This is a genomic window from Aliiroseovarius sp. D2-2 (assembly GCF_055809455.1).
The window spans coordinates 2,529,759-2,548,146 of record NZ_CM147913.1 but is presented as its reverse complement, the minus strand read 5'-3'; the positions used below and the strand labels follow the sequence as shown (position 1 = coordinate 2,548,146).

Here is an 18,388-nt window from a genome sequence, read left to right as displayed (position 1 = left end):
AGCAGGCGACATGCACGATCCGATTGATACCTACATGAATACCCTTGTCCCGATGGTGGTTGAACAGACCTCGCGCGGGGAACGGGCCTACGATATTTTCTCGCGCCTTTTGAAAGAGCGGATCATTTTCCTGTCCGGTCCGGTGCATGATGGCATGTCCAGCCTGATCGTGGCACAGCTTCTGCATCTGGAAGCGGAAAACCCGAACAAAGAGATCTCGATGTACATCAACTCGCCCGGTGGCGTGGTTACGTCGGGCCTGTCGATCTATGACACGATGCAGTACATCAAACCGAAAGTGTCGACCTTGGTGATTGGGCAAGCTGCCTCGATGGGGTCGCTTCTACTGGCCGCTGGCGAAAATGGCATGCGCTTCTCGCTGCCGAACTCGCGCATCATGGTACATCAGCCATCGGGTGGTTATCAGGGTCAAGCGACAGACATTATGATCCATGCGCAAGAAACCCAAAAGCTGAAGGATCGGTTGAACGGTATCTATGTGAAGCACACGGATCAGAAACTGGACGCGGTGGTCGAAGCGCTGGAGCGTGACAATTTCATGGATCCCCAAGCAGCCAAAGATTGGGGTTTGATCGACGAAATCGTCGAAAACCGCGCCAAAGGCGAAGACGAATAAACAGCAGACCTGTGGGAAATTGCCCGCTGGATAGCTGTTCAAAAAGCTGATTGTGCACGCCCCATCCCTAGCCTAAGCTAGCGGAAGGGGCAAAAGACCGCCCAGATGGGCTTAACGGGGTCGGAAATCGGCCTAATAGGACTGGACTATGGCGAATAATTCCTCTGGTGACAGCAAGAACACGCTCTACTGCTCGTTCTGCGGCAAAAGCCAGCACGAGGTGCGTAAGCTGATTGCGGGACCGACCGTTTTCATTTGTGACGAATGCGTCGAGCTGTGTATGGATATCATCCGCGAAGAGACGAAATCTTCCGGTCTGAAATCCTCGGACGGTGTGCCTACCCCGCAAGAAATCTGCCAATTTCTGGATGATTATGTAATTGGGCAGGCGCATGCAAAGCGTGTTCTCTCGGTGGCGGTGCACAATCACTACAAGCGATTGAACCACGCAGCTGCTGTTGGGGACGAGATTGAGCTGGCGAAGTCCAACATCATGCTAATTGGCCCTACGGGCTGCGGTAAGACCCTATTGGCGCAGACGCTGGCGCGCATTCTTGATGTGCCGTTCACCATGGCGGATGCAACCACGCTGACCGAAGCCGGTTACGTGGGCGAGGATGTGGAAAACATCATCCTGAAGCTTCTTCAGGCATCGGAATACAATGTCGAACGCGCACAGCGCGGCATCGTCTATATTGACGAAGTCGACAAGATTACCCGCAAGTCGGACAACCCCTCGATCACGCGTGACGTGTCGGGCGAGGGCGTGCAACAAGCGCTTCTGAAAATTATGGAAGGGACCGTTGCCTCGGTTCCTCCGCAAGGTGGTCGTAAACACCCACAGCAGGAATTCTTGCAGGTGGATACGACGAACATCCTGTTCGTTTGCGGTGGTGCATTCGCTGGTCTGGATAAGATCATCGCGCAGCGCGGCAAAGGCTCGGCTATGGGCTTTGGCGCTGATGTACGCGAAAATGATGATCGCGGCGTGGGTGAACTGTTCAAAGAGCTGGAACCGGAAGATCTGCTGAAATTCGGTTTGATCCCGGAATTCGTTGGCCGCCTGCCTGTGATCGCTACACTGGAAGATCTGGACGCTGAAGCGCTGGTCACTATCTTGACCGCGCCGAAGAACGCCTTGGTTAAGCAGTATCAACGCTTGTTCGAACTGGAAGAAGCGCAACTGACCTTTACGGATGATGCGCTGAAAGCGATTGCCAAGCGTGCAATTGAACGCAAAACCGGCGCGCGCGGACTGCGTTCGATCATGGAAGAAATTCTACTCGACACCATGTTTGAGCTACCGGGGCTTGAGAATGTGGATGAGGTCGTCGTGAACGACGAGGCTGTGACCTCGGAGGCGAAGCCGCTGATCATCTATTCTGACACCGCAAAGGAAGAAGTCAGCGCCAGCTGATACCTGCGGAAAATCGATTCCCGATACATTTGGAAAGCCATCGCTATTGCGGTGGCTTTTCTCATTTCAGCCGCCTGCGGGGCGAAACAGGCTTCATTTTGCGCAATGCGTGGGGAAAGACGGGCAAAGCTCTGGACCTTCGCCCTGCCTTGGGCCATATCAAGTGTAAGAAATTTCGGAGATCAGCATGCGGCTTCTTTCGCTTTTGACTTGGTATCACAGTGAATCAATCGGAACCTGGCTGTTCACGCGACGCAAGGGCGTGAAAGTGGGCGAAGATGCACAAGGTAACGTCTTTTATCACAACAAAGACGATAGCCGCCGTTGGGTGATCTATAATGGCGAGCCTGAAGCAAGCCGCGTGAGCCCTGAATGGCATGGGTGGTTGCACCACACCTTTGACAACTGCCCGGAAGATAAGCCACTGGCCCACAAGTCATGGGAAAAGCCACATCAGGACAATCTGACAGGCACTGACATGGCTTATGCGCCCGTCGGATCCTTGCGCCAGTCGAACTTGGCAGAGCGCAGCGACTACGAAGCTTGGCAACCCGAGTGACACGAACCGAATTGACGGTTAGACCCTAGAGCATGGGAAGTTTCACATGAGCAACAGTCACACAACTGAAGTCGTCACTGGCAGCATCGTTCTGGCCGTGGCCGTAGGCTTTCTTCTGTATGCGGGGCAGATCGTAGGTCTGTCAGGCACCGGAACAAAAAACACGTATACGGCGTCCTTCCGCACGGCGGATGGCATTTCGATTGGCACAGATGTTCGATTGGGGGGCGTTAAAGTCGGCGCGGTGACAGATATCACTCTGAATCCCGAGAGCTTCCGTGCCGATGCAGATTTTACCGTTCAGTCGGATGTCGCATTGCCCGACGATACGGCAATCATCATTTCGTCCGAAGGCCTTTTGGGCGGAAACTTCGTTGAGCTTCTGCCCGGTGGATCCCCCTTCAATCTGGATCCGGGTGCCGAGATTGAGGACACGCAAGGCTCTGTCAGCTTGGTGCAGCTTTTGCTGAAATACGTGGCTGGTGGTGAGGATAGCGCCCAGTGATCTTGCGTGTGGTTGCTTTGACCGCTGCCCTTATGGCCGCCGCGCCAGCTTCGGCGGAAACTGAGAAGGCTTCGGGCGCTCATCTTCGCGGGCTCGACAAGATTTCTGGCACGCCAGTTGATTTCAAAATGAACGTGGGTGACACGGTTGAACTTGGTAAGCTGCGTGTAACGTTGGGCGAATGCCGCTATCCAACTGACAATCCTTCTGGGGATGCCTATGCATGGCTGGTGGTGCGCGATGGCAATGCCGAGCAAACCACTTTCGAAGGCTGGATGATTGCATCTTCGCCCGCACTTAGCGCGCTGGATCACCCGCGTTATGACGTCTGGGTGTTGCGCTGCGCGACGGAATAAGCGTCGGGCAACGGGCAGCTTTGAAGGTCTGCTGTGGCCTCAAGTGCGGATCTTAGCAGTTGGTGATAGGCCTCACGTGGAATTTCGACGGCTCCAAGACTTTCCAAATGCGGGGTTAGGAACTGGGTGTCAAACAAAGTAAAACCCGTTTGACGCAGCTGGGCGACCAAGTAGGCCAAGGCGATTTTGGATGCGTCGCGCCGCCGCGAAAACATGCTTTCCCCAAAGAAGGCCCGTCCAAGGGTCACGCCATAGACCCCCCCGACCAATTCGTCCCCCTCCCAAAGCTCAAGCGAATGGGCGTGCCCCATCTGGTGTAGCTCTTTGTAGAGTGAGAAGATTGTGTCGTTGATCCAAGTTTCCTCGCGATCGGCACAGCCTTCCACGGTCCCTACGAAATCTCGGTTCAGCGTGACGTGGAAGGGGCATCGGCGGATCGTGCGGGAAAGGCTGCGCGAGATGCGAAAGCCGTCAAGCGGCACAATCCCACGTAGCTTGGGGTCAACCCAGAAGACTTCGGGATCATCCTGGGCTTCGGCCATTGGGAAAATGCCCATCGCATAGGCACGCAAAAGCAGATCAGCGGTCAAAGGAGGGGGATCAGAGGTGGGGTGGGCCAATGGCCCTTACCCCATGTTTTCATCCAGCCAGCGTTCCAGCCAGTGGATGTTGTATTCACCCGAATGGATGTTGGCTTCGGCCAGCAGCATGTCGAACAGCGGCACCGTGGTCTCGATCCCGTCAATGATCAGCTCGCCCAAGGCGCGGCTCAGACGCGCTAGAGCTTCTGGTCGGTCACGCCCGTGGACGATCAGCTTGCCAATCAAGCTGTCGTAATAGGGCGGTATCGAATAGCCGTCGTAAAGCGCGCTATCCATGCGTACACCCAATCCGCCGGGGGCGTGATACTGGGTGATCTTGCCCGGGCTGGGTGTGAAGTTGGGTAGACGCTCGGCGTTCAGGCGCACCTCGATGGCGTGACCGTTCACCTCAAGATCCGACTGTGCGAAGGACAGCTTATTGCCTTCCGCCACCAAGATCTGCTCACGCACAAGGTCGACACCGAAAATCGCTTCTGTAACAGGGTGTTCCACCTGAAGGCGGGTGTTCATTTCGATGAAATAGAACTCTCCATCTTCGTACAGAAATTCGATTGTACCAGCACCAGAGTAGCTCATTTCAGCTATAGCGTTAGCGCAGATCGATCCGATCTTCTCGCGATTTTCCGGGGTGATCGAGGGGCCGGGGGCTTCTTCGAACACTTTCTGGTGACGTCGCTGAAGCGAACAGTCGCGTTCAGCCAAGTGGACGCCGCCGCCTTGCCCGTCACCAAAGACCTGAACTTCGATGTGACGTGGTTTCTGGAGGTACTTCTCCATGTAAACTTCGTCATTTCCGAAGGCAGCTTTGGATTCAGAGCGCGCGGTGGAAAATGCCATGTCGATATCGGCTTCGGTCTCGGCGACCTTCATGCCGCGACCACCGCCACCAGCGGTGGCTTTGATGATCACCGGGTACCCCATCTCGGCGGCAACTTTGCGGGCCGTTTCAATGTCGGGCACACCGCCGTCAGATCCGGGAACGCAGGGAATACCTAGCTTGTCCGCGGTGTCCTTGGCGGTGATCTTGTCGCCCATCATGCGGATATGCGCCGCCGAGGGGCCGATGAATGTGATCTCGTGATCTTCCAACGCCTGTACGAAAGTCGCGTTTTCCGACAGGAACCCATAGCCGGGGTGTACGGCCTGCGCGCCAGTTATCTCGCATGCGGCGATAATGGCTGGGATCGAAAGATAGCTGTCTGTACCGGCATTTGGGCCAATACAGACGCTTTCATCCGCCATACGTACATGCATTGCGTCCACGTCAGCGGTCGAATGCACTGCAACGGTTTTGATCCCCATTTCACGGGCCGCGCGGATGACGCGAAGCGCAATCTCACCACGGTTGGCGATCAGGATTTTATCGAACTGGGCCATGATCTGCCCCTTATTCGATGATCATCAGAGGCGCGCCAAATTCGACCGGCGAGCCGTCTTCGACCAAGATACGTGTTACTTTGCCTGCACGCGGGGCCGGGATCTGGTTCATGGTTTTCATCGCTTCCACGATCAGAATGGTCTGTCCTTCTGAAACGGTGTCGCCCACGTTCACAAATGAAGGCGTGCCGGGTTCAGCCTGCAAATAGGCGGTGCCAACCATGGGGGACGGAACGGCGCCGGGATGGCTTGCCGGATCATCCGAGGCCGCGGGGGCTTCAGCAGCTGCGGCAGGGGCCGCTGCAACGGCAGCAGGTGCAGCAGCGGCAACTGGTGCCGCGATGTGCTGAACAACTTCCTTGGCGCGACTTACACGCACGTTCAGGCTATCGTTTTCTCCGTAGTCGCGCATAACTTCCAGCTCGGTCAGGTCGTTTTCCTGAAGCAGTTTTGCCAGCGCTTCGATGAATACCACATCGGTGTCGTGATTTTTCTTAGCCATGGGTCCTCGCCCTAGATTGTCTGCCTGTCATTTATGCAGGCCTTGTTTCTTTGCAATGCTTATAGGACGCTACGTAAGGGGAGAAAAGCAAGAAGGTTTCCCAAAACGGAAATTCCCCCGAAATCTGTCAGGTTTTCAGGGGCGTCTTATGTTTCCGTCTTTGGGAATCTGTCCAATTCGGACAAATCAACGGGCAATATGGGCGGATCGTCGGTTTGCGAGGTGGGGACTTTTGTATTTGATGCCGAAGCATCATTCGGAAGCGCGCGGGACATTTCGATCGTGGCAAGCCGTTGTTGAAGCTGCCGTTCCATCTCAAGAACATTGACCTGAAAAGTCGGGGGTGGTCCGACAGGTTGATCAGGGTCAGGGGGCTGATGAAGGGTTTGCGTATTCTCATGTTCCTGAGAATTATGCGCGTCTGCCCGTGCTTTGCCTGCACTGTCCGCCTTTTCAACACGCATGGGATCCGGTGCTTTTCGCGCAGGCTGCCGCGCTGCGATGCTGGCTTGTGCCCCTAAAGCTGAGGGTAAATTAAACTCCATTTCAAAGCTCCGTCTGAATGCGAGGTTCCCACCAGCTATCAGCATGGGGTGCAAAATGTTAACAGAGGGTTATAATTTGAGTGGAAATTTTAACGAAGGTTAACAGACAGTTAAGTTGCGTCACAGCGGCATGCCCGAGAATTTGGCGACAAGTTCTGGCAGCTTTCGGGCTCCGAACTTCTGAAGCAATCGCGCGCGATGGGCCTCGACCGTTCGATAGCTTAATCCCAGTGCGATCCCGATTTCCTTCGACGTTTTGCCCTGACAGGTCAGGATCGCAACGTCGCGTTCGCGCGGGGTAAGTTCGACCACAGGACGTTCGGCCGACAGGTCAGCAAAGCTCCAGACGCCTTGTCTGAACGGGTCATCCGGCGTCAGGCTGGTGCCGCGAACCCTGCACCAGAACATGTCCCCATCAAGCCGGCGCATGATACGCTCGTCTTCATAGCGTCCTGTTTCGCGCAGGATGTCGCCGCCGACACGGGCGACCTTCTCATATTCCCGCAAGGACGGATACAAATGCTCCAGCGGCATATCTTTAAAGGCATCGACCTCAGCCCCGAAAACCTCGGCAAAGCGCAGGTTGCATTGGCGTACAATCCTGTTTTCAGTCAGCGCGAGCCCTGTGGGGGCGTGCATAAAGGCAAGGTCCATTTGCGTCATACCTGCCATCCTGCCAAAGCTTTTGCCGCAATTCAAACAGTTGCGTAGTTTTACGGGGCTTGTCTGGTGAGAATTATTTGGCGGATAGTCGCAATATCGATCTTGCAAGAAGGGTGGTCTTATGAATTTGGCTCATTGGCTTGAACGCACAGCGCAGACAAACGGCGACCAACCGGCTGTGTTTCGCGGGCCGACCCAAGTCTTTACCTATGAACAATTTTTCCGTGCCGCGCAGGGGCTTGCAGCGGGCCTTGCCGCCCGTGGGGTCAAGCCTGGGGACCGCGTGGCCCTGTTTATGAAGAACTGCCCAGAATACCTGCTTGGATTTTTCGGCGTTTGGGGGCTGGGTGCAGCGGTGGTTCCGATCAACGCCAAGCTGCACGCGAAGGAAGCGGCGTATATCATTGAAAACTCGGGTGCCAAGCTTGCTTTGGTCAGTGATGATTTGGCGTTAGAATTGGCGGAAGCGACCGATGTTCCTTTGATCCGTGTTGAGCAACCCGAATTTGAGGTGCTGTGCGCGACGGACCCACTGCCCGTCGCTTCGTGCCTGGACACGGATTTGGCGTGGTTGTTTTACACATCAGGCACAACAGGACAGCCAAAAGGGGTTTATATCAGCCACGGAATGATCCGGTCGACCTCACTGTCCTATATGTTGGATTGTGACACTGTCGCGCCTGAAGATGGCGTTTACTACATGGCGCCGATGAGCCATGGCGCAGGGATCTATGCCCCCATTCACGTGGCCCGTGGTGCGCGTCATATCACGCCAGCGTCCGGTGGTTTTGATGAGATTGAGCTGCTGGATGCGGCACGCGATCAAGGGCCGCTTCAAATGTTCATGGCACCAACGATGGTGCGGCGGTTCACCGATATTGCCAAAGCTGCGGGGCGACGGGGCGAGGGGATTAAGACCATCGTCTATGGCGGTGGACCGATGTATTTGGCGGATATCGAGGATGCCGTGGATTGGTTCGGGCCGCGTTTTATCCAGATATACGGCCAGGGTGAATGCCCGATGGCGATCACGGTCTTGTCGCGCGAAGATGTGGCAGACAGGTCCCATCCGCGATGGCGCGATCGGCTTGCGTCTGTGGGGCGGGCGCAAAGCGTGGTCGAGCTGCGGATTGGGGATGAAAACGGCGCAGCGCTGCCCCCCGGAGAGGTGGGCGAGATTATGGTGCGCGGGACCCCGGTGATGCCGGGGTATTGGAACAATCCCGATGCCACATCGAAAACACTGATGGATGGCTGGCTGAAGACCGGCGACATGGGGTTTTTGGATGAAGACGGATACCTGACCATGCGTGACAGGTCCAAAGACGTGATCATTTCCGGCGGAAGCAATATTTATCCGCGCGAAGTGGAAGAAGCGATCTTAACGCATCCCGATGTGTATGAGGTTAGCGTGGTTGGACGCAACAGTGAAGAATGGGGCGAAGATGTCGTTGCCTTCGTCGTGCTTGCGAATGGGGCCGATTTGGATGAAGCGGCGCTCGGCGCGCATTGCCTAAAGAACATTGCGCGGTTCAAACGCCCCAAAGCGTATTTTGCTCTGAAAGCGCTTCCAAAAAATAACTACGGAAAAGTTCTGAAAACGGAACTGCGTAAACAGCTCACATAAAAAAACGCGCGCCATTTCTGACGCGCGTGATTTTCGGTGTGCTTGTCTGAAATTAGACAGGGCAGGGACGTTCGCGATAGGTGCCGTCACCATTCGAATAGGCGCACATGTTGGTATGGCTGTTGCGGGCAACCATGATGCCAGCAGCAGCACCAGCCAACGTGGTCAGTACAGTCCAGTTTTTGTTGGCGCCAATGGCGTTTGCGGTGACCAGACCTGCGCCGATGCCGGCAAGTCCACCAGCGATGGTTTTTTCCTGATCGGTAAGTGGGCGGCTCATGCAAGCGGTCAGGGCCAAAGAAGCCACGCAGGCAAGGGTCAATACTGATTTCTTCATCATATCCTCCTGGATGTATGCTATTTTCATACTCTTTCTAGGCGATTGCGAGGTCAAGGAAACTCAACTGTTATTTCAGAGTGTAATCCCGGCGGTATTTCGCCGCTGAGGGTTCAGTTTGAGTTCTTGATGCATCAATATGTTTTGTAAAGAATGCTAGGCTGTCTAGAAGTTCTTGGAAAATTTGCTGTTAAGGTGCTAAAAAGCATACACCTTTTTGTAAATTGACTAGGATTGACCTGGTCCAGTTGATAAGTCGAAAAAAAAGCCAACCCGTTTTGTGAAAGCAGATTGCACCGATGCCCCAATCCCGATTGACAGGAAGCCGTATTCGCGAACGTCGCCTTGTGCTGGGAATGAAACAGGCAAGTCTGGCGAAAGCGGTGGGGATTTCTGCGGCCTATCTGAACCTTATCGAACACAACCGTCGGCGTGTTGGTGATGCGTTATTGGTCGTCGTTGCGAAAGAGCTAAAGACGGATCCTTCCGTACTGGCCGAAGGGGCGGAAGCCGCCCTGTTAGGGGCGCTGAGCGAAGCCGATAAACGCATTCCAGAAGCTCAGGCAGAGCTGGAAAAGTCAGAAGACTTTGCGGGCCGGTTTCCCGGCTGGGCATCGTTGGTTATGGCACAGAACCAGCGCATTCATGAGCTGGAGCATACCGTCGAAGCGCTGTCAGACCGTTTGACGCATGACCCTGAACTTGCCGCTTCGCTGCATGAAGTGATTTCGGCGGTGACGGCAATCCGATCGACCGCGGCCATTTTGTCCGGTGGTGGCGAAGTGGATCAGGAATGGCAGGACAAGTTCCTGCGCAACATGCGCAATGAAGGAATGCGCCTGTCCACAGCCGCGCAGGGTTTGGTTGAGTTTCTTGATGCGGGGGCAAGCGAAGACATGGTGCCAATCGGTCCGTCTGAAGAGCTCGCGACCTTTCTGGACCAGAATGATCATTATTTCCCGGAGTTAGAGACCCCGGCGGTTTGGGCCTCGGATATGCGCGATCAGGCCATTGGGCAGGTGATTGCAGGGAGTGATGCCCTTACTTCGCGAGAAGCACAGGATATGGCGCGTCAATTCCTTGAGCGTTACATCGCGGACGCTCAGGTCATGCCCGAAGCGGATTTCGATGCGGCCCGAGGGGCGCTCAACTGGGACCCAACAGCCCTTGCGCGCAAATTTGGTCAGTCGCTTCCTGCAGTCATGCGCAGGATTGCGTTCCTGCCCACGACATCTCAGACGGTAAGCGCGGGGGTGATCAGTTGCGACGGTGCAGGGGCCTTGGAACTGCGCAAAACGCTTCCCGGTTTTCCGTTGCCCCGGTTCGGTGCTGCTTGCCCTTACTGGCCTTTGTTCCAAGCGCTTTCTCAGCCAGAACGACCCGTTCGTGCAGTGGTGCGCCATCCAGGGGGCGCACGCCGCCGCTTTGTCTGCCAAGCCGTGTGTATCCAGAAAGATATGCCATCGTTTGACCGACCGCCTGCATTCGAAGCGTACATGTTGATTAGGGAGCTGAGCGACACGCTGGATGACGGCGTGTTGGTTCATTCGACCCCAACCGAAGTGGGGTCTTCGTGCCGTGTATGCCCACGCATCGATTGTGCCGCCCGGCGCGAAGCGACCATCTTGTCTGCGGGTACTCCAATCTAAGCCTGGCAAAACCGCGTCCCGCAATGGATGTACTTCACGTGTTTCGCTTGATTGACACCACTTTCTTGGCAATAGTCACAAGAGGTTGCGGCTTTGCGCATCCCGGGGGAGGGCTGAATGACAAAACAGGTGCTGGTTATCGAGGATGAACCAAACATCGCCGAGGCCATCAGCTTTATTCTAAGCCGTGAAGGCTGGAAGGTGTCGATCCACTCAAGTGGAACAACCGCTGTCCAAGCGGTCCATGACATTTCACCCGATGTTTTGATCTTGGACGTCATGCTGCCCGGAAGGTCTGGGTATGATATTTTGCAAGACTTGCGCAGTTCAGATGCGACCCGTGCATTACCGGTTCTGATGTTGACGGCGCGCGGTCAGAAAACTGACCGGGAACTGGCACAGCGTTTGGGGGTCAATCGTTTCATGACCAAGCCCTTTTCTAACACCGAGATGCTCAGCAATCTGCGTGAGCTGGTCGGGGAGTGAAGCGCCATGTGCCGGGATTGCACATATCAGGCAATCGGCGGGCTGGTCCGGGCTCTACCTGAAAAGGTGAACCCCCAATGAGATCCCCGCGTGAGCCATTATTTCTTGCCCGCCAGAGCTATCGCAAACGCCGGATCGAGGATGCCGCGCGTCTGCTGCCGCTATTGGGTGTGATCCTTTTCTTGCTGCCGCTTATGGTCGGGGGCGAGGTGGGTCCAATGCGGTTGGCTTATGTCTTTATCGCGTGGTTCTTGTTGATCCTTTCTGCTGCCGTGCTTTCTTTCTATCTTGGCCGAGGTCTGGATCACGATACGTCCGGCGATGACGCTGGTCGTGCCGATGCGTCGGATGCGAGCAATAGAAACGATCAAGAAGCAAGGCACCTCTGATGCTGACGTTTAACACGCTGGTCGTCGTCTGCTTTTTATACGTTTCATTCCTGTTTCTGGTTGCGTTCGGTGCCGACAAGCGTGCGCGTCGAAGCAAGGTGCGGTTCCTCAGCACGCCCATGATCTACACCTTGTCGCTGTCTGTTTACTGTACGGCGTGGACCTTTTACGGGGCTGTTGGCTATGCCGCGCGATCCGGGTTGGAGTTTGTCACCATTTATCTGGGCCCGACGCTGGTTATGATCGGTTGGTGGTGGTTTTTGCGCAAACTTGTGCGCGTTGGGCGCAGCCAACGGGTAACGTCAATCGCTGACCTTGTGTCGTCGCGCTATGGGAAGTCGAACCTGCTGGGGGTGTTGGTTACGCTCATCGCTGTGGTGGGCACCACGCCTTACATCGCGTTGCAGCTGCAATCGGTGACCTTGTCGTTTGCCGTATTTGCGCGTGATCGCTCCGCCGGGTGGGCGGTGCCTGATCTTGAGCAGACCGCAATCTGGGTCGCGGGTGGATTGGCCCTGTTCACCATCTTGTTTGGCACGCGAAACCTTGATGTAAACGAACGTCATCACGGCGTGGTCACCGCCATCGCGGTCGAGGCCGTGGTCAAACTGGTGGCGCTTTTGGCAGTTGGAATCTTTGTCGTTTGGGGGATCGGCGGCGGTCCACAAGGCATCGCGTCGGCCATGGAGCAGGTTATTCAGGATGCACCCGAGGGGGCATGGGCCATGCAAGGTGGGCGTTGGGTTGGTCTGACGTTCCTGTCTGCGGCGGCTTTTTTGACACTGCCACGCATGTTTCAGGTACTGGTTGTTGAGAATGTGAATGAGCGCCAGCTGGCCATGGCGTCTTGGGCATTCCCCCTTTACCTGTTTTTGATGAGCCTGTTTGTCATCCCGATCGCGGTTGTTGGATTGTCGCTGATGCCAGCGGGCGAGAACCCCGATTTGTTTGTTCTGACGCTTCCGCTTTATTTCGAACAAGACGGCCTTGCGATGCTGTCCTTTCTGGGTGGCTTCAGCTCGGCCACATCAATGGTGATTGTGGCTTCAATTGCGCTTTCAACAATGGTGTCCAACCACATCATCATGCCGATTTGGCTGTCGACACGTCTTAGTGGCGCTGCGGAATATGGCGACGCTCGCCAGATTCTTTTGGCCGCCCGCCGTTTGTCCATCATTGCCATATTGGCCCTGGGCTATTTCTATTATCGCCTCTCTGGCGGCGGCACGGCCTTGGCTGCGATTGGTCTGATTTCATTTGCGGGTGTGGCGCAGGTGCTTCCGGCGATGGCGGGCGGCTTGTTCTGGCGCGGAGCATCGCGCAGTGGTGCGGTTGCCGGGCTGGTCACAGGCTTTGCAATATGGGCCTATACACTGTTCTTGCCCAGCTTCGGGGAAGCGGGCGTGATGAGTGTCTCTGTGCTGGCGAACGGCCCTTGGGGGATCGAGGCCCTTCGCCCGCAAGCTTTGTTTGGCGTGGATGGGTTGGACCCGGTTGTTCATGCGATTTTCTGGTCGCTGATACTCAACTGCACTGTATTCATTCTTGTGTCACTGATGTCATTCCCCAGCCCGTTGGAGCGCCTTCAGGCGGCACAATTTGTGAACGTGCTTGATCACACAAGTTCAGCACGTGGTCGAAGCTTCAGCGCTGCCACGTCCGAGGACTTGTTGGTCATGGCGCAACAAATTATGGGCGCTGAACAGGCTCAGGTCTGGTTCCAGTCGCAGGCTGAACAGCAAGGCAAGCAGGGATATCTTCCTGACACGACCCCAGATCTTATCGCGCGGTTGGAGCGCGAGTTGTCCGGTTTGGTTGGGACTGCAACAGCACATGCGATGATTGCCCAGATTGTTGGTGGGGCGACGGTTTCTGTTGATGATCTTTTGGCTGTGGCGGATGAAACGCAGCAGATGTTGGAACAGACATCGTTGATGGAAGCCAAGCAAGAGGAACTGGCAACAACTGCGCGTCAGCTCTCGGACGTGAATGAGAAGCTAACGCAGCTATCGATCCAGAAAGATGCGTTCCTAAGTCAGATTAGTCATGAGCTGCGCACGCCTATGACGTCCATTCGCGCGTTCTCGGAAATTCTTCGGGATGGGGGGGCTGACGACCCACAGGCCGCGGCGCGACATGCATCGATTATTCATGATGAAAGCGTACGTCTTACCCGGCTTTTGGATGATCTTCTAGACCTGAGCGTTTTGGAAAATGGCCAGGTGCAGCTGTATCCGAAGCGCGAAGTTGTGCGGACGGTCCTGGATCGGGCTTTGGCCGCCACGAGTTCGGTAATTGATCAAGAGAGTGTCCACATTCACAGAAACCGCTCGGACGAAGGAATTGCCCTATACACGGACACGGACCGGTTGGCGCAGGTCTTTATCAACCTGATCTCAAACGCGGCAAAATACTGTGATGCGAACGGCAAACGTCTTGCAATTCGGGTTCGGCAAAGGGACGGCAATCTGCAGGTGGATTTTGTGGACAATGGCAGTGGCGTCCCCTTGGAAAGCCAGTCGATGATATTCGAGAAATTCTCGCGGCTGTCAGATCAAGCAGCGGCCGGGGGCGCTGGGCTTGGGCTCGCCATTTGTCGCGAGATTATGGACAAGCTGGGCGGTTCGATTACCTATCTTCCGGGCCAAAGTGGTGGTGCTTTCCGTGTGACATTGCCCGTGCAGGCAACTTTGGGTCAAACCGGCAACCCACACGCTCAAATCAATCATTTGTAAACCTTGTCGAGGCAGTGTCGAAGCGATTGATCGCTTGGAGCCGACATGGCCGAAACAGAAACCACCAGCGTCCTGCAGCGCAAAGCGGGCGCCCGGCGTGCAAAGACCGAAATACGCCCGCTAACGGCGACAGGGGCACTTGGCAATGCTCTGCGCCGTGCTGGTCGGGACATCGCGGGTATCGCGGTTTCGGTTAAGGACGCCACAGAAGGCACAGCCGTACTTGATAACGTGCTAGGTGAACTTCCCGATCAGGCGCTGTTGTGCATGGTTGAAGGGCCGGAAAGCAGTTTCGGCATGGCAATTCTGGACAGCGCGCTTTTTGCAGGTTTGATCGAAGCGTTGACGGTTGGAAAGGTCTCTGCAAATACGTCCGCCGCCCGTGCGCCCACGCGCACCGATGCGGCCATTTGTGCAGACTTCGTTGATCGGACTTTAGAATGCTTTGAGGTTGAAGCTCACGATGCCGGATTGGCCATGGCCAAGCTTGTATCGGGTTATCGGTACGCATTGCCTTTCATGGATCCTCAGGTGATCTCCCTGACGCTGGAAAACGTGGTGTATCGCACCTTCCGTGTTGATCTGGAACTGGATGGTGGTGCGAAGCGAGGCGTGCTGACGTTGATTTTGCCGTTGGAACCCACAAGCAAGTCTAAGTTATCTTCAGTGGGTCACGGCGGGCCAGAGGTTCAAACGGCCGAGGAGGTTGCACTGACCTGTCAGGCAGAACTGCACGCGATATTGCATGAGGTGCAATTGCCGGTGACTGATGTGGCAGGACTAGAGGTTGGCATGGTTCTTTCGGTTCCGCTTCAAGCGGTTGGACAAGTCAGTTTGTTGGACACGGGTGGACACGAAGTCACAACTTGCCGGTTGGGGCAGGTGCGGGGACAACGGGCCCTGCGGATTGGACCTGCAATGGCATTCGAAACGAATTCTGTTTCCAGAAAAGACAAGACGGGTTTAACATCGGTCACAACGGCAGATCCTCAAGTACTCAACTCCTTGCCAGATGATGGGCTAGCCGCGCCCGTTCATGAAACTTCTTGGGTCACAGATCAGGCGGACACACCGGGGCAATAGGGCCGGTTCAAAAGCTTGACCTGTATCAAGGCAATCTTCCGCGTATAGTTTCAAATTCGAGTAAAAGGAGAACGCAATGGTTGATGTGAACAGGTATCGCGCCATTCTGAACGCGCGCATGAACGAACTGGACAAACGACTTCACGAGATTGAAGATGAATTGGACAGCCACCAGTCAAAAGACTGGGAGGAACTGGCCGTGGAGCGCGAAGAAGACGAAGTTCTGGAAGGTCTTGGAACCTCGGGTCAGACTGAGATCGCACAGATTAAGGCCGCGTTTATCCGAATGGATGAGGGCGAATTCGGGTTTTGCGTCGAGTGCGGGAATGAGATCTCGCCCGAACGCCTGAAGGTCCTGCCTCATACTCCATTCTGTCGCGACTGCGCGGCCAAGCATGCATGACGGCTTGTCGCCGCTGGTTAGCCTGCGGCGACATCGCACTGCGTAGAGGGGGTGTAAACCCAATCGTTGAAATGAAGGGAGGACGCCATGGCGTTTGAAGAGCTTAAGGCCTCGATCAGTTTGATTTTGGATGAGATTGCGAAACGTCCAGAAGATCGGCACATCTTGCAAGAACAACTTCGCGAGAAAATTGCAGAGCTGGACAAGCTCGGTTTGCCGGTTCCAGAAGACATTCGTCGTTTCGAAGACAAGTTGGAAGAGGATGACGCGGACGAGTTGTTCGACAACATGCCCATTTGATTGCCAGCTATATGGCGTATATGCGACAAAACCGACCAATTGGTCGGTAAAGATGTGCGAATGACGCCAAGAGGCATTGACAATGCTACCCTCGATCTGGCCCTTGAAGGGAACTGATCACGGAGGAACCATGTCCGAACCTGTCGCACTACGCATCGAAAACAATATTGCTGTCATCACGATTGGCAATCCACCAGTCAATGCGCTGAGCCACGCCGTGCGTGTTGGGCTGTCGGACAAGATCCAAACCGCAATTGATGACGATACAGTTCAGGCCATTGTCCTTAACGCCAGTGGCAGAACTTTCCCCGCTGGCGCGGACGTAAGTGAATTCGGTCGGCCGCGTGAAACACCGATCCTGTCGCAGGTGTGTGAACTTCTTGAGACAAGCCCGAAACCGACGATCGCGGCCGTTCATGGCAACGCGTTGGGTGGCGGATTTGAACTGGCTTTGGCCTGCCACTATCGCATTGTTTTGAGCAGTGCCCGGCTTGGTCTGCCAGAAGTGAAACTGGGTGTCCTGCCCGGAGGCGGGGGGACGCAACGTGTCCCGCGGATCGTTGGGGCGGATGCTGCCCTTGATTTGATGCTGAGCGGAAAGCTCATCTCTGCACAGCGCGCATTTAAACTTGGGCTGATCGACAAGATCGTGGACGAAGACGTTGATCAGGCTGCGATCTCAATGGCGGGTGATGTGATTGCGGCGGGGGCAAAAACGGTTCCAACCCGTGATCGAATTGAAGGATTGCAGGATGCCGTAGGCTTTTCCAATGCTGTCGCCAAACTCCGCAAGAAGATGAAAAGCGACCCGCTGCCTTCGGTTGCAAAGATTATTGACTGCGTTGAGGCAGCGCAAATCCTTCCCTTCGAAGCAGGTATCGCGATGGAGCGTGCCGCATTTGACAAGTGCGAAATTGGGCCCGAAGCTATTGCCATGCGCCACGCTTTCTTTGCTGAACGGCGCGCTGCCAAAGTTCCCGAACTGAAAGGTGCAAAACTACGAAAGATCAGTACGATCGGTGTGGTTGGCGCTGGGACAATGGGGACAGGAATTGCTATTTCTTGCTTGGACGCAGGTTTTCCAGTCGTGTTGGTCGAGCGTGATCAGGAGGGGCTGGAGCGTGGCGTTGAACGTATCGTGGTCAACTATGACGGATCCGTTGCGAAGAAGCGTATTGATGCGGCCACCGGTGAAGAGCGCCTATCGCGTCTTACGGGCACGACCAAGATGCAGGACCTCTCAGAGGTCGATTTGATCATTGAGGCTGTATTTGAAGACGAGGATGTGAAACGCAATGTGTTTGCCCAATTGGACGCGGTCATGAAGCCGGGTGGAATTTTGGCAACAAACACGTCTTATCTTGATATCGACGCGCTGGCTGCCACAATCACGCGCCCGCAAGACGTGGTTGGCTATCACTTCTTTTCACCTGCGCATATTATGAAACTGCTGGAAATTGTAGTTGGCGAGAAAACCGATCCTAATGTGGTTGCGACCGGCTTCAAGCTAGCCAGCAAATTACGTAAAATACCGGTTCGGGCCGGGGTTGCAGACGGGTTCATCGGCAACCGGGTTTTGGCCGCGTATCGCTTGGCTGCGGATTTCATGCTTGAAGATGGGGCGACCCCGGCACAGATTGACGCGGCAATGCGGGCCTATGGCTTTCCAATTGGACCCTATCAAGTTTTGGATATGGCTGGGTTGGATATCTCGTGGGCACGACGCAAACGACTTGCGGCCACACGTGCACCCGAAGATCGCTATGTTTCTATCGGCGACAAAATCTGTGAACAGGGATGGTTCGGACAAAAGGCTGGTCGGGGATATTATGTCCATGATCAGGAAGGCGATCCGGTCGAAAACCCAGACGTTCTGGAGATCATCGACGAAGAACGCAAACTACTTGGCATCAACCCGCGCAGTTTCACGGACAAGGAAATCCAAGATCGCTGCCTTTATGCAATGGCAAATGAAGGTGCGCGTCTGGTGTCGGAAGGGGTGGCATTGCGCCCATCTGACGTGGATGTCGTGCTTCTGTACGGCTATGGCTTCCCGCGCTACCGCGGTGGACCGATGATGGCTGCCGATCAAGTAGGACTGCTTGCTGTTAAGAACCAGCTAACATCCTGGAAGGTGGAAGAGCCGCGGTTCTGGGCGCCTTGTCCCTTGTTTGATGAACTGATCAAAAATGGGCGCAAGTTCGGCGATCTTTAAG

20 protein-coding genes are annotated in these 18,388 nt (G+C 55.3%); 14 read left to right on the top strand and 6 right to left on the bottom strand.

Annotated features, from left to right (window positions below; all coding sequences use genetic code 11):
- The first annotated feature begins 10 nt into the window (after positions 1-10).
- The 5 genes from AC0L6A_RS12570 to AC0L6A_RS12550 all read left to right on the top strand — a co-directional run bounded on the left by AC0L6A_RS12570 (position 11) and on the right by AC0L6A_RS12550 (position 3,474).
- Positions 11-637 (top strand): ATP-dependent Clp protease proteolytic subunit, encoded by a 627-nt coding sequence (locus tag AC0L6A_RS12570; protein ID WP_473290472.1) that lies wholly within the window; start codon positions 11-13, stop codon positions 635-637.
- A 148-nt stretch (positions 638-785) separates the two neighbouring features.
- Positions 786-2,054: an ATP-dependent Clp protease ATP-binding subunit ClpX gene (clpX, locus tag AC0L6A_RS12565; protein ID WP_473290471.1), complete on the top strand. Its 1,269-nt coding sequence runs from the start codon at positions 786-788 to the stop codon at positions 2,052-2,054.
- Positions 2,055-2,241: 187 nt separating this feature from the next.
- Complete coding sequence (locus AC0L6A_RS12560) at positions 2,242-2,613, top strand: NADH:ubiquinone oxidoreductase subunit NDUFA12 (RefSeq protein ID WP_473290470.1); 372 nt, start codon at positions 2,242-2,244, stop codon at positions 2,611-2,613.
- 46 nt (positions 2,614-2,659) lie between these two features.
- Positions 2,660-3,118 carry an outer membrane lipid asymmetry maintenance protein MlaD gene (gene mlaD / locus AC0L6A_RS12555; protein WP_473290469.1) on the top strand — a complete coding sequence of 153 codons (459 nt, stop codon included), beginning with the start codon at positions 2,660-2,662 and terminating at the stop codon, positions 3,116-3,118.
- Positions 3,115-3,474 (top strand): DUF2155 domain-containing protein, encoded by a 360-nt coding sequence (locus tag AC0L6A_RS12550; RefSeq protein WP_473290467.1) that lies wholly within the window; start codon positions 3,115-3,117, stop codon positions 3,472-3,474. Before mlaD ends, AC0L6A_RS12550 begins: the two co-directional genes overlap by 4 nt.
- On the opposite strand, the gene aat is transcribed toward AC0L6A_RS12550, so the two are convergent.
- The 5 genes from aat to AC0L6A_RS12525 all read right to left on the bottom strand — a co-directional run bounded on the left by aat (position 3,438) and on the right by AC0L6A_RS12525 (position 7,163).
- On the bottom strand, positions 3,438-4,064 hold the full coding sequence (gene aat / locus AC0L6A_RS12545) for a leucyl/phenylalanyl-tRNA--protein transferase (protein ID WP_473290466.1): 627 nt from the start codon (positions 4,062-4,064) through the stop codon (positions 3,438-3,440). The two genes, AC0L6A_RS12550 and aat, sit on opposite strands and share 37 nt — an antisense overlap.
- 36 nt (positions 4,065-4,100) lie before the next feature.
- Complete coding sequence (gene accC / locus AC0L6A_RS12540; RefSeq protein WP_473290464.1) at positions 4,101-5,453, bottom strand: acetyl-CoA carboxylase biotin carboxylase subunit; 1,353 nt, start codon at positions 5,451-5,453, stop codon at positions 4,101-4,103.
- Between the two features lie 10 nt (positions 5,454-5,463).
- Complete coding sequence (gene accB / locus AC0L6A_RS12535; protein ID WP_473290463.1) at positions 5,464-5,955, bottom strand: acetyl-CoA carboxylase biotin carboxyl carrier protein; 492 nt, start codon at positions 5,953-5,955, stop codon at positions 5,464-5,466.
- Positions 5,956-6,101: 146 nt separating this feature from the next.
- Entirely contained in the window at positions 6,102-6,500 is a 399-nt protein-coding gene (locus tag AC0L6A_RS12530) for a hypothetical protein (RefSeq protein ID WP_473290461.1), read from the bottom strand.
- Between the two features lie 120 nt (positions 6,501-6,620).
- Positions 6,621-7,163, bottom strand: a complete 543-nt coding sequence (locus AC0L6A_RS12525) for a helix-turn-helix transcriptional regulator (RefSeq protein WP_473290460.1) — start codon at positions 7,161-7,163, stop codon at positions 6,621-6,623.
- 121 nt (positions 7,164-7,284) lie between these two features.
- Here AC0L6A_RS12525 and AC0L6A_RS12520 point away from each other — a divergent pair, with 121 nt between their 5' ends.
- Positions 7,285-8,790 carry a class I adenylate-forming enzyme family protein gene (locus tag AC0L6A_RS12520; protein ID WP_473290458.1) on the top strand — a complete coding sequence of 502 codons (1,506 nt, stop codon included), beginning with the start codon at positions 7,285-7,287 and terminating at the stop codon, positions 8,788-8,790.
- A gap of 52 nt (positions 8,791-8,842) precedes the next feature.
- Here AC0L6A_RS12520 and AC0L6A_RS12515 read toward each other — a convergent pair whose 3' ends face one another.
- Complete coding sequence (locus tag AC0L6A_RS12515) at positions 8,843-9,070, bottom strand: glucose-6-phosphate isomerase (protein ID WP_473290456.1); 228 nt, start codon at positions 9,068-9,070, stop codon at positions 8,843-8,845.
- Positions 9,071-9,441: 371 nt separating this feature from the next.
- Between AC0L6A_RS12515 and AC0L6A_RS12510 the strand changes: the two genes are divergently transcribed.
- From AC0L6A_RS12510 to AC0L6A_RS12475, 8 genes are all read left to right on the top strand, one after another.
- Entirely contained in the window at positions 9,442-10,776 is a 1,335-nt protein-coding gene (locus AC0L6A_RS12510; RefSeq protein ID WP_473290454.1) for a short-chain fatty acyl-CoA regulator family protein, read from the top strand.
- Positions 10,777-10,893: 117 nt separating this feature from the next.
- Positions 10,894-11,262, top strand: coding sequence for a response regulator transcription factor (locus tag AC0L6A_RS12505; protein WP_473290453.1), 369 nt, complete (start codon positions 10,894-10,896; stop codon positions 11,260-11,262).
- A gap of 77 nt (positions 11,263-11,339) precedes the next feature.
- Positions 11,340-11,651, top strand: coding sequence for a hypothetical protein (locus tag AC0L6A_RS12500; protein WP_473290452.1), 312 nt, complete (start codon positions 11,340-11,342; stop codon positions 11,649-11,651).
- A complete protein-coding gene (locus AC0L6A_RS12495) occupies positions 11,651-14,386 on the top strand; it encodes an ATP-binding protein (protein ID WP_473290451.1) in 2,736 nt (911 codons plus the stop codon). The genes AC0L6A_RS12500 and AC0L6A_RS12495 overlap by 1 nt, the downstream gene beginning before the upstream one ends.
- A 45-nt stretch (positions 14,387-14,431) precedes the next feature.
- On the top strand, positions 14,432-15,469 hold the full coding sequence (locus tag AC0L6A_RS12490) for a FliM/FliN family flagellar motor switch protein (RefSeq protein WP_473290449.1): 1,038 nt from the start codon (positions 14,432-14,434) through the stop codon (positions 15,467-15,469).
- Between the two features lie 76 nt (positions 15,470-15,545).
- Positions 15,546-15,872 (top strand): TraR/DksA family transcriptional regulator, encoded by a 327-nt coding sequence (locus AC0L6A_RS12485; RefSeq protein WP_473290447.1) that lies wholly within the window; start codon positions 15,546-15,548, stop codon positions 15,870-15,872.
- 87 nt (positions 15,873-15,959) lie between these two features.
- Entirely contained in the window at positions 15,960-16,172 is a 213-nt protein-coding gene (locus AC0L6A_RS12480) for a hypothetical protein (RefSeq protein ID WP_473290445.1), read from the top strand.
- A gap of 130 nt (positions 16,173-16,302) precedes the next feature.
- Positions 16,303-18,387, top strand: coding sequence for a 3-hydroxyacyl-CoA dehydrogenase NAD-binding domain-containing protein (locus AC0L6A_RS12475; protein WP_473290443.1), 2,085 nt, complete (start codon positions 16,303-16,305; stop codon positions 18,385-18,387).
- Position 18,388 lies beyond the last annotated feature (1 nt).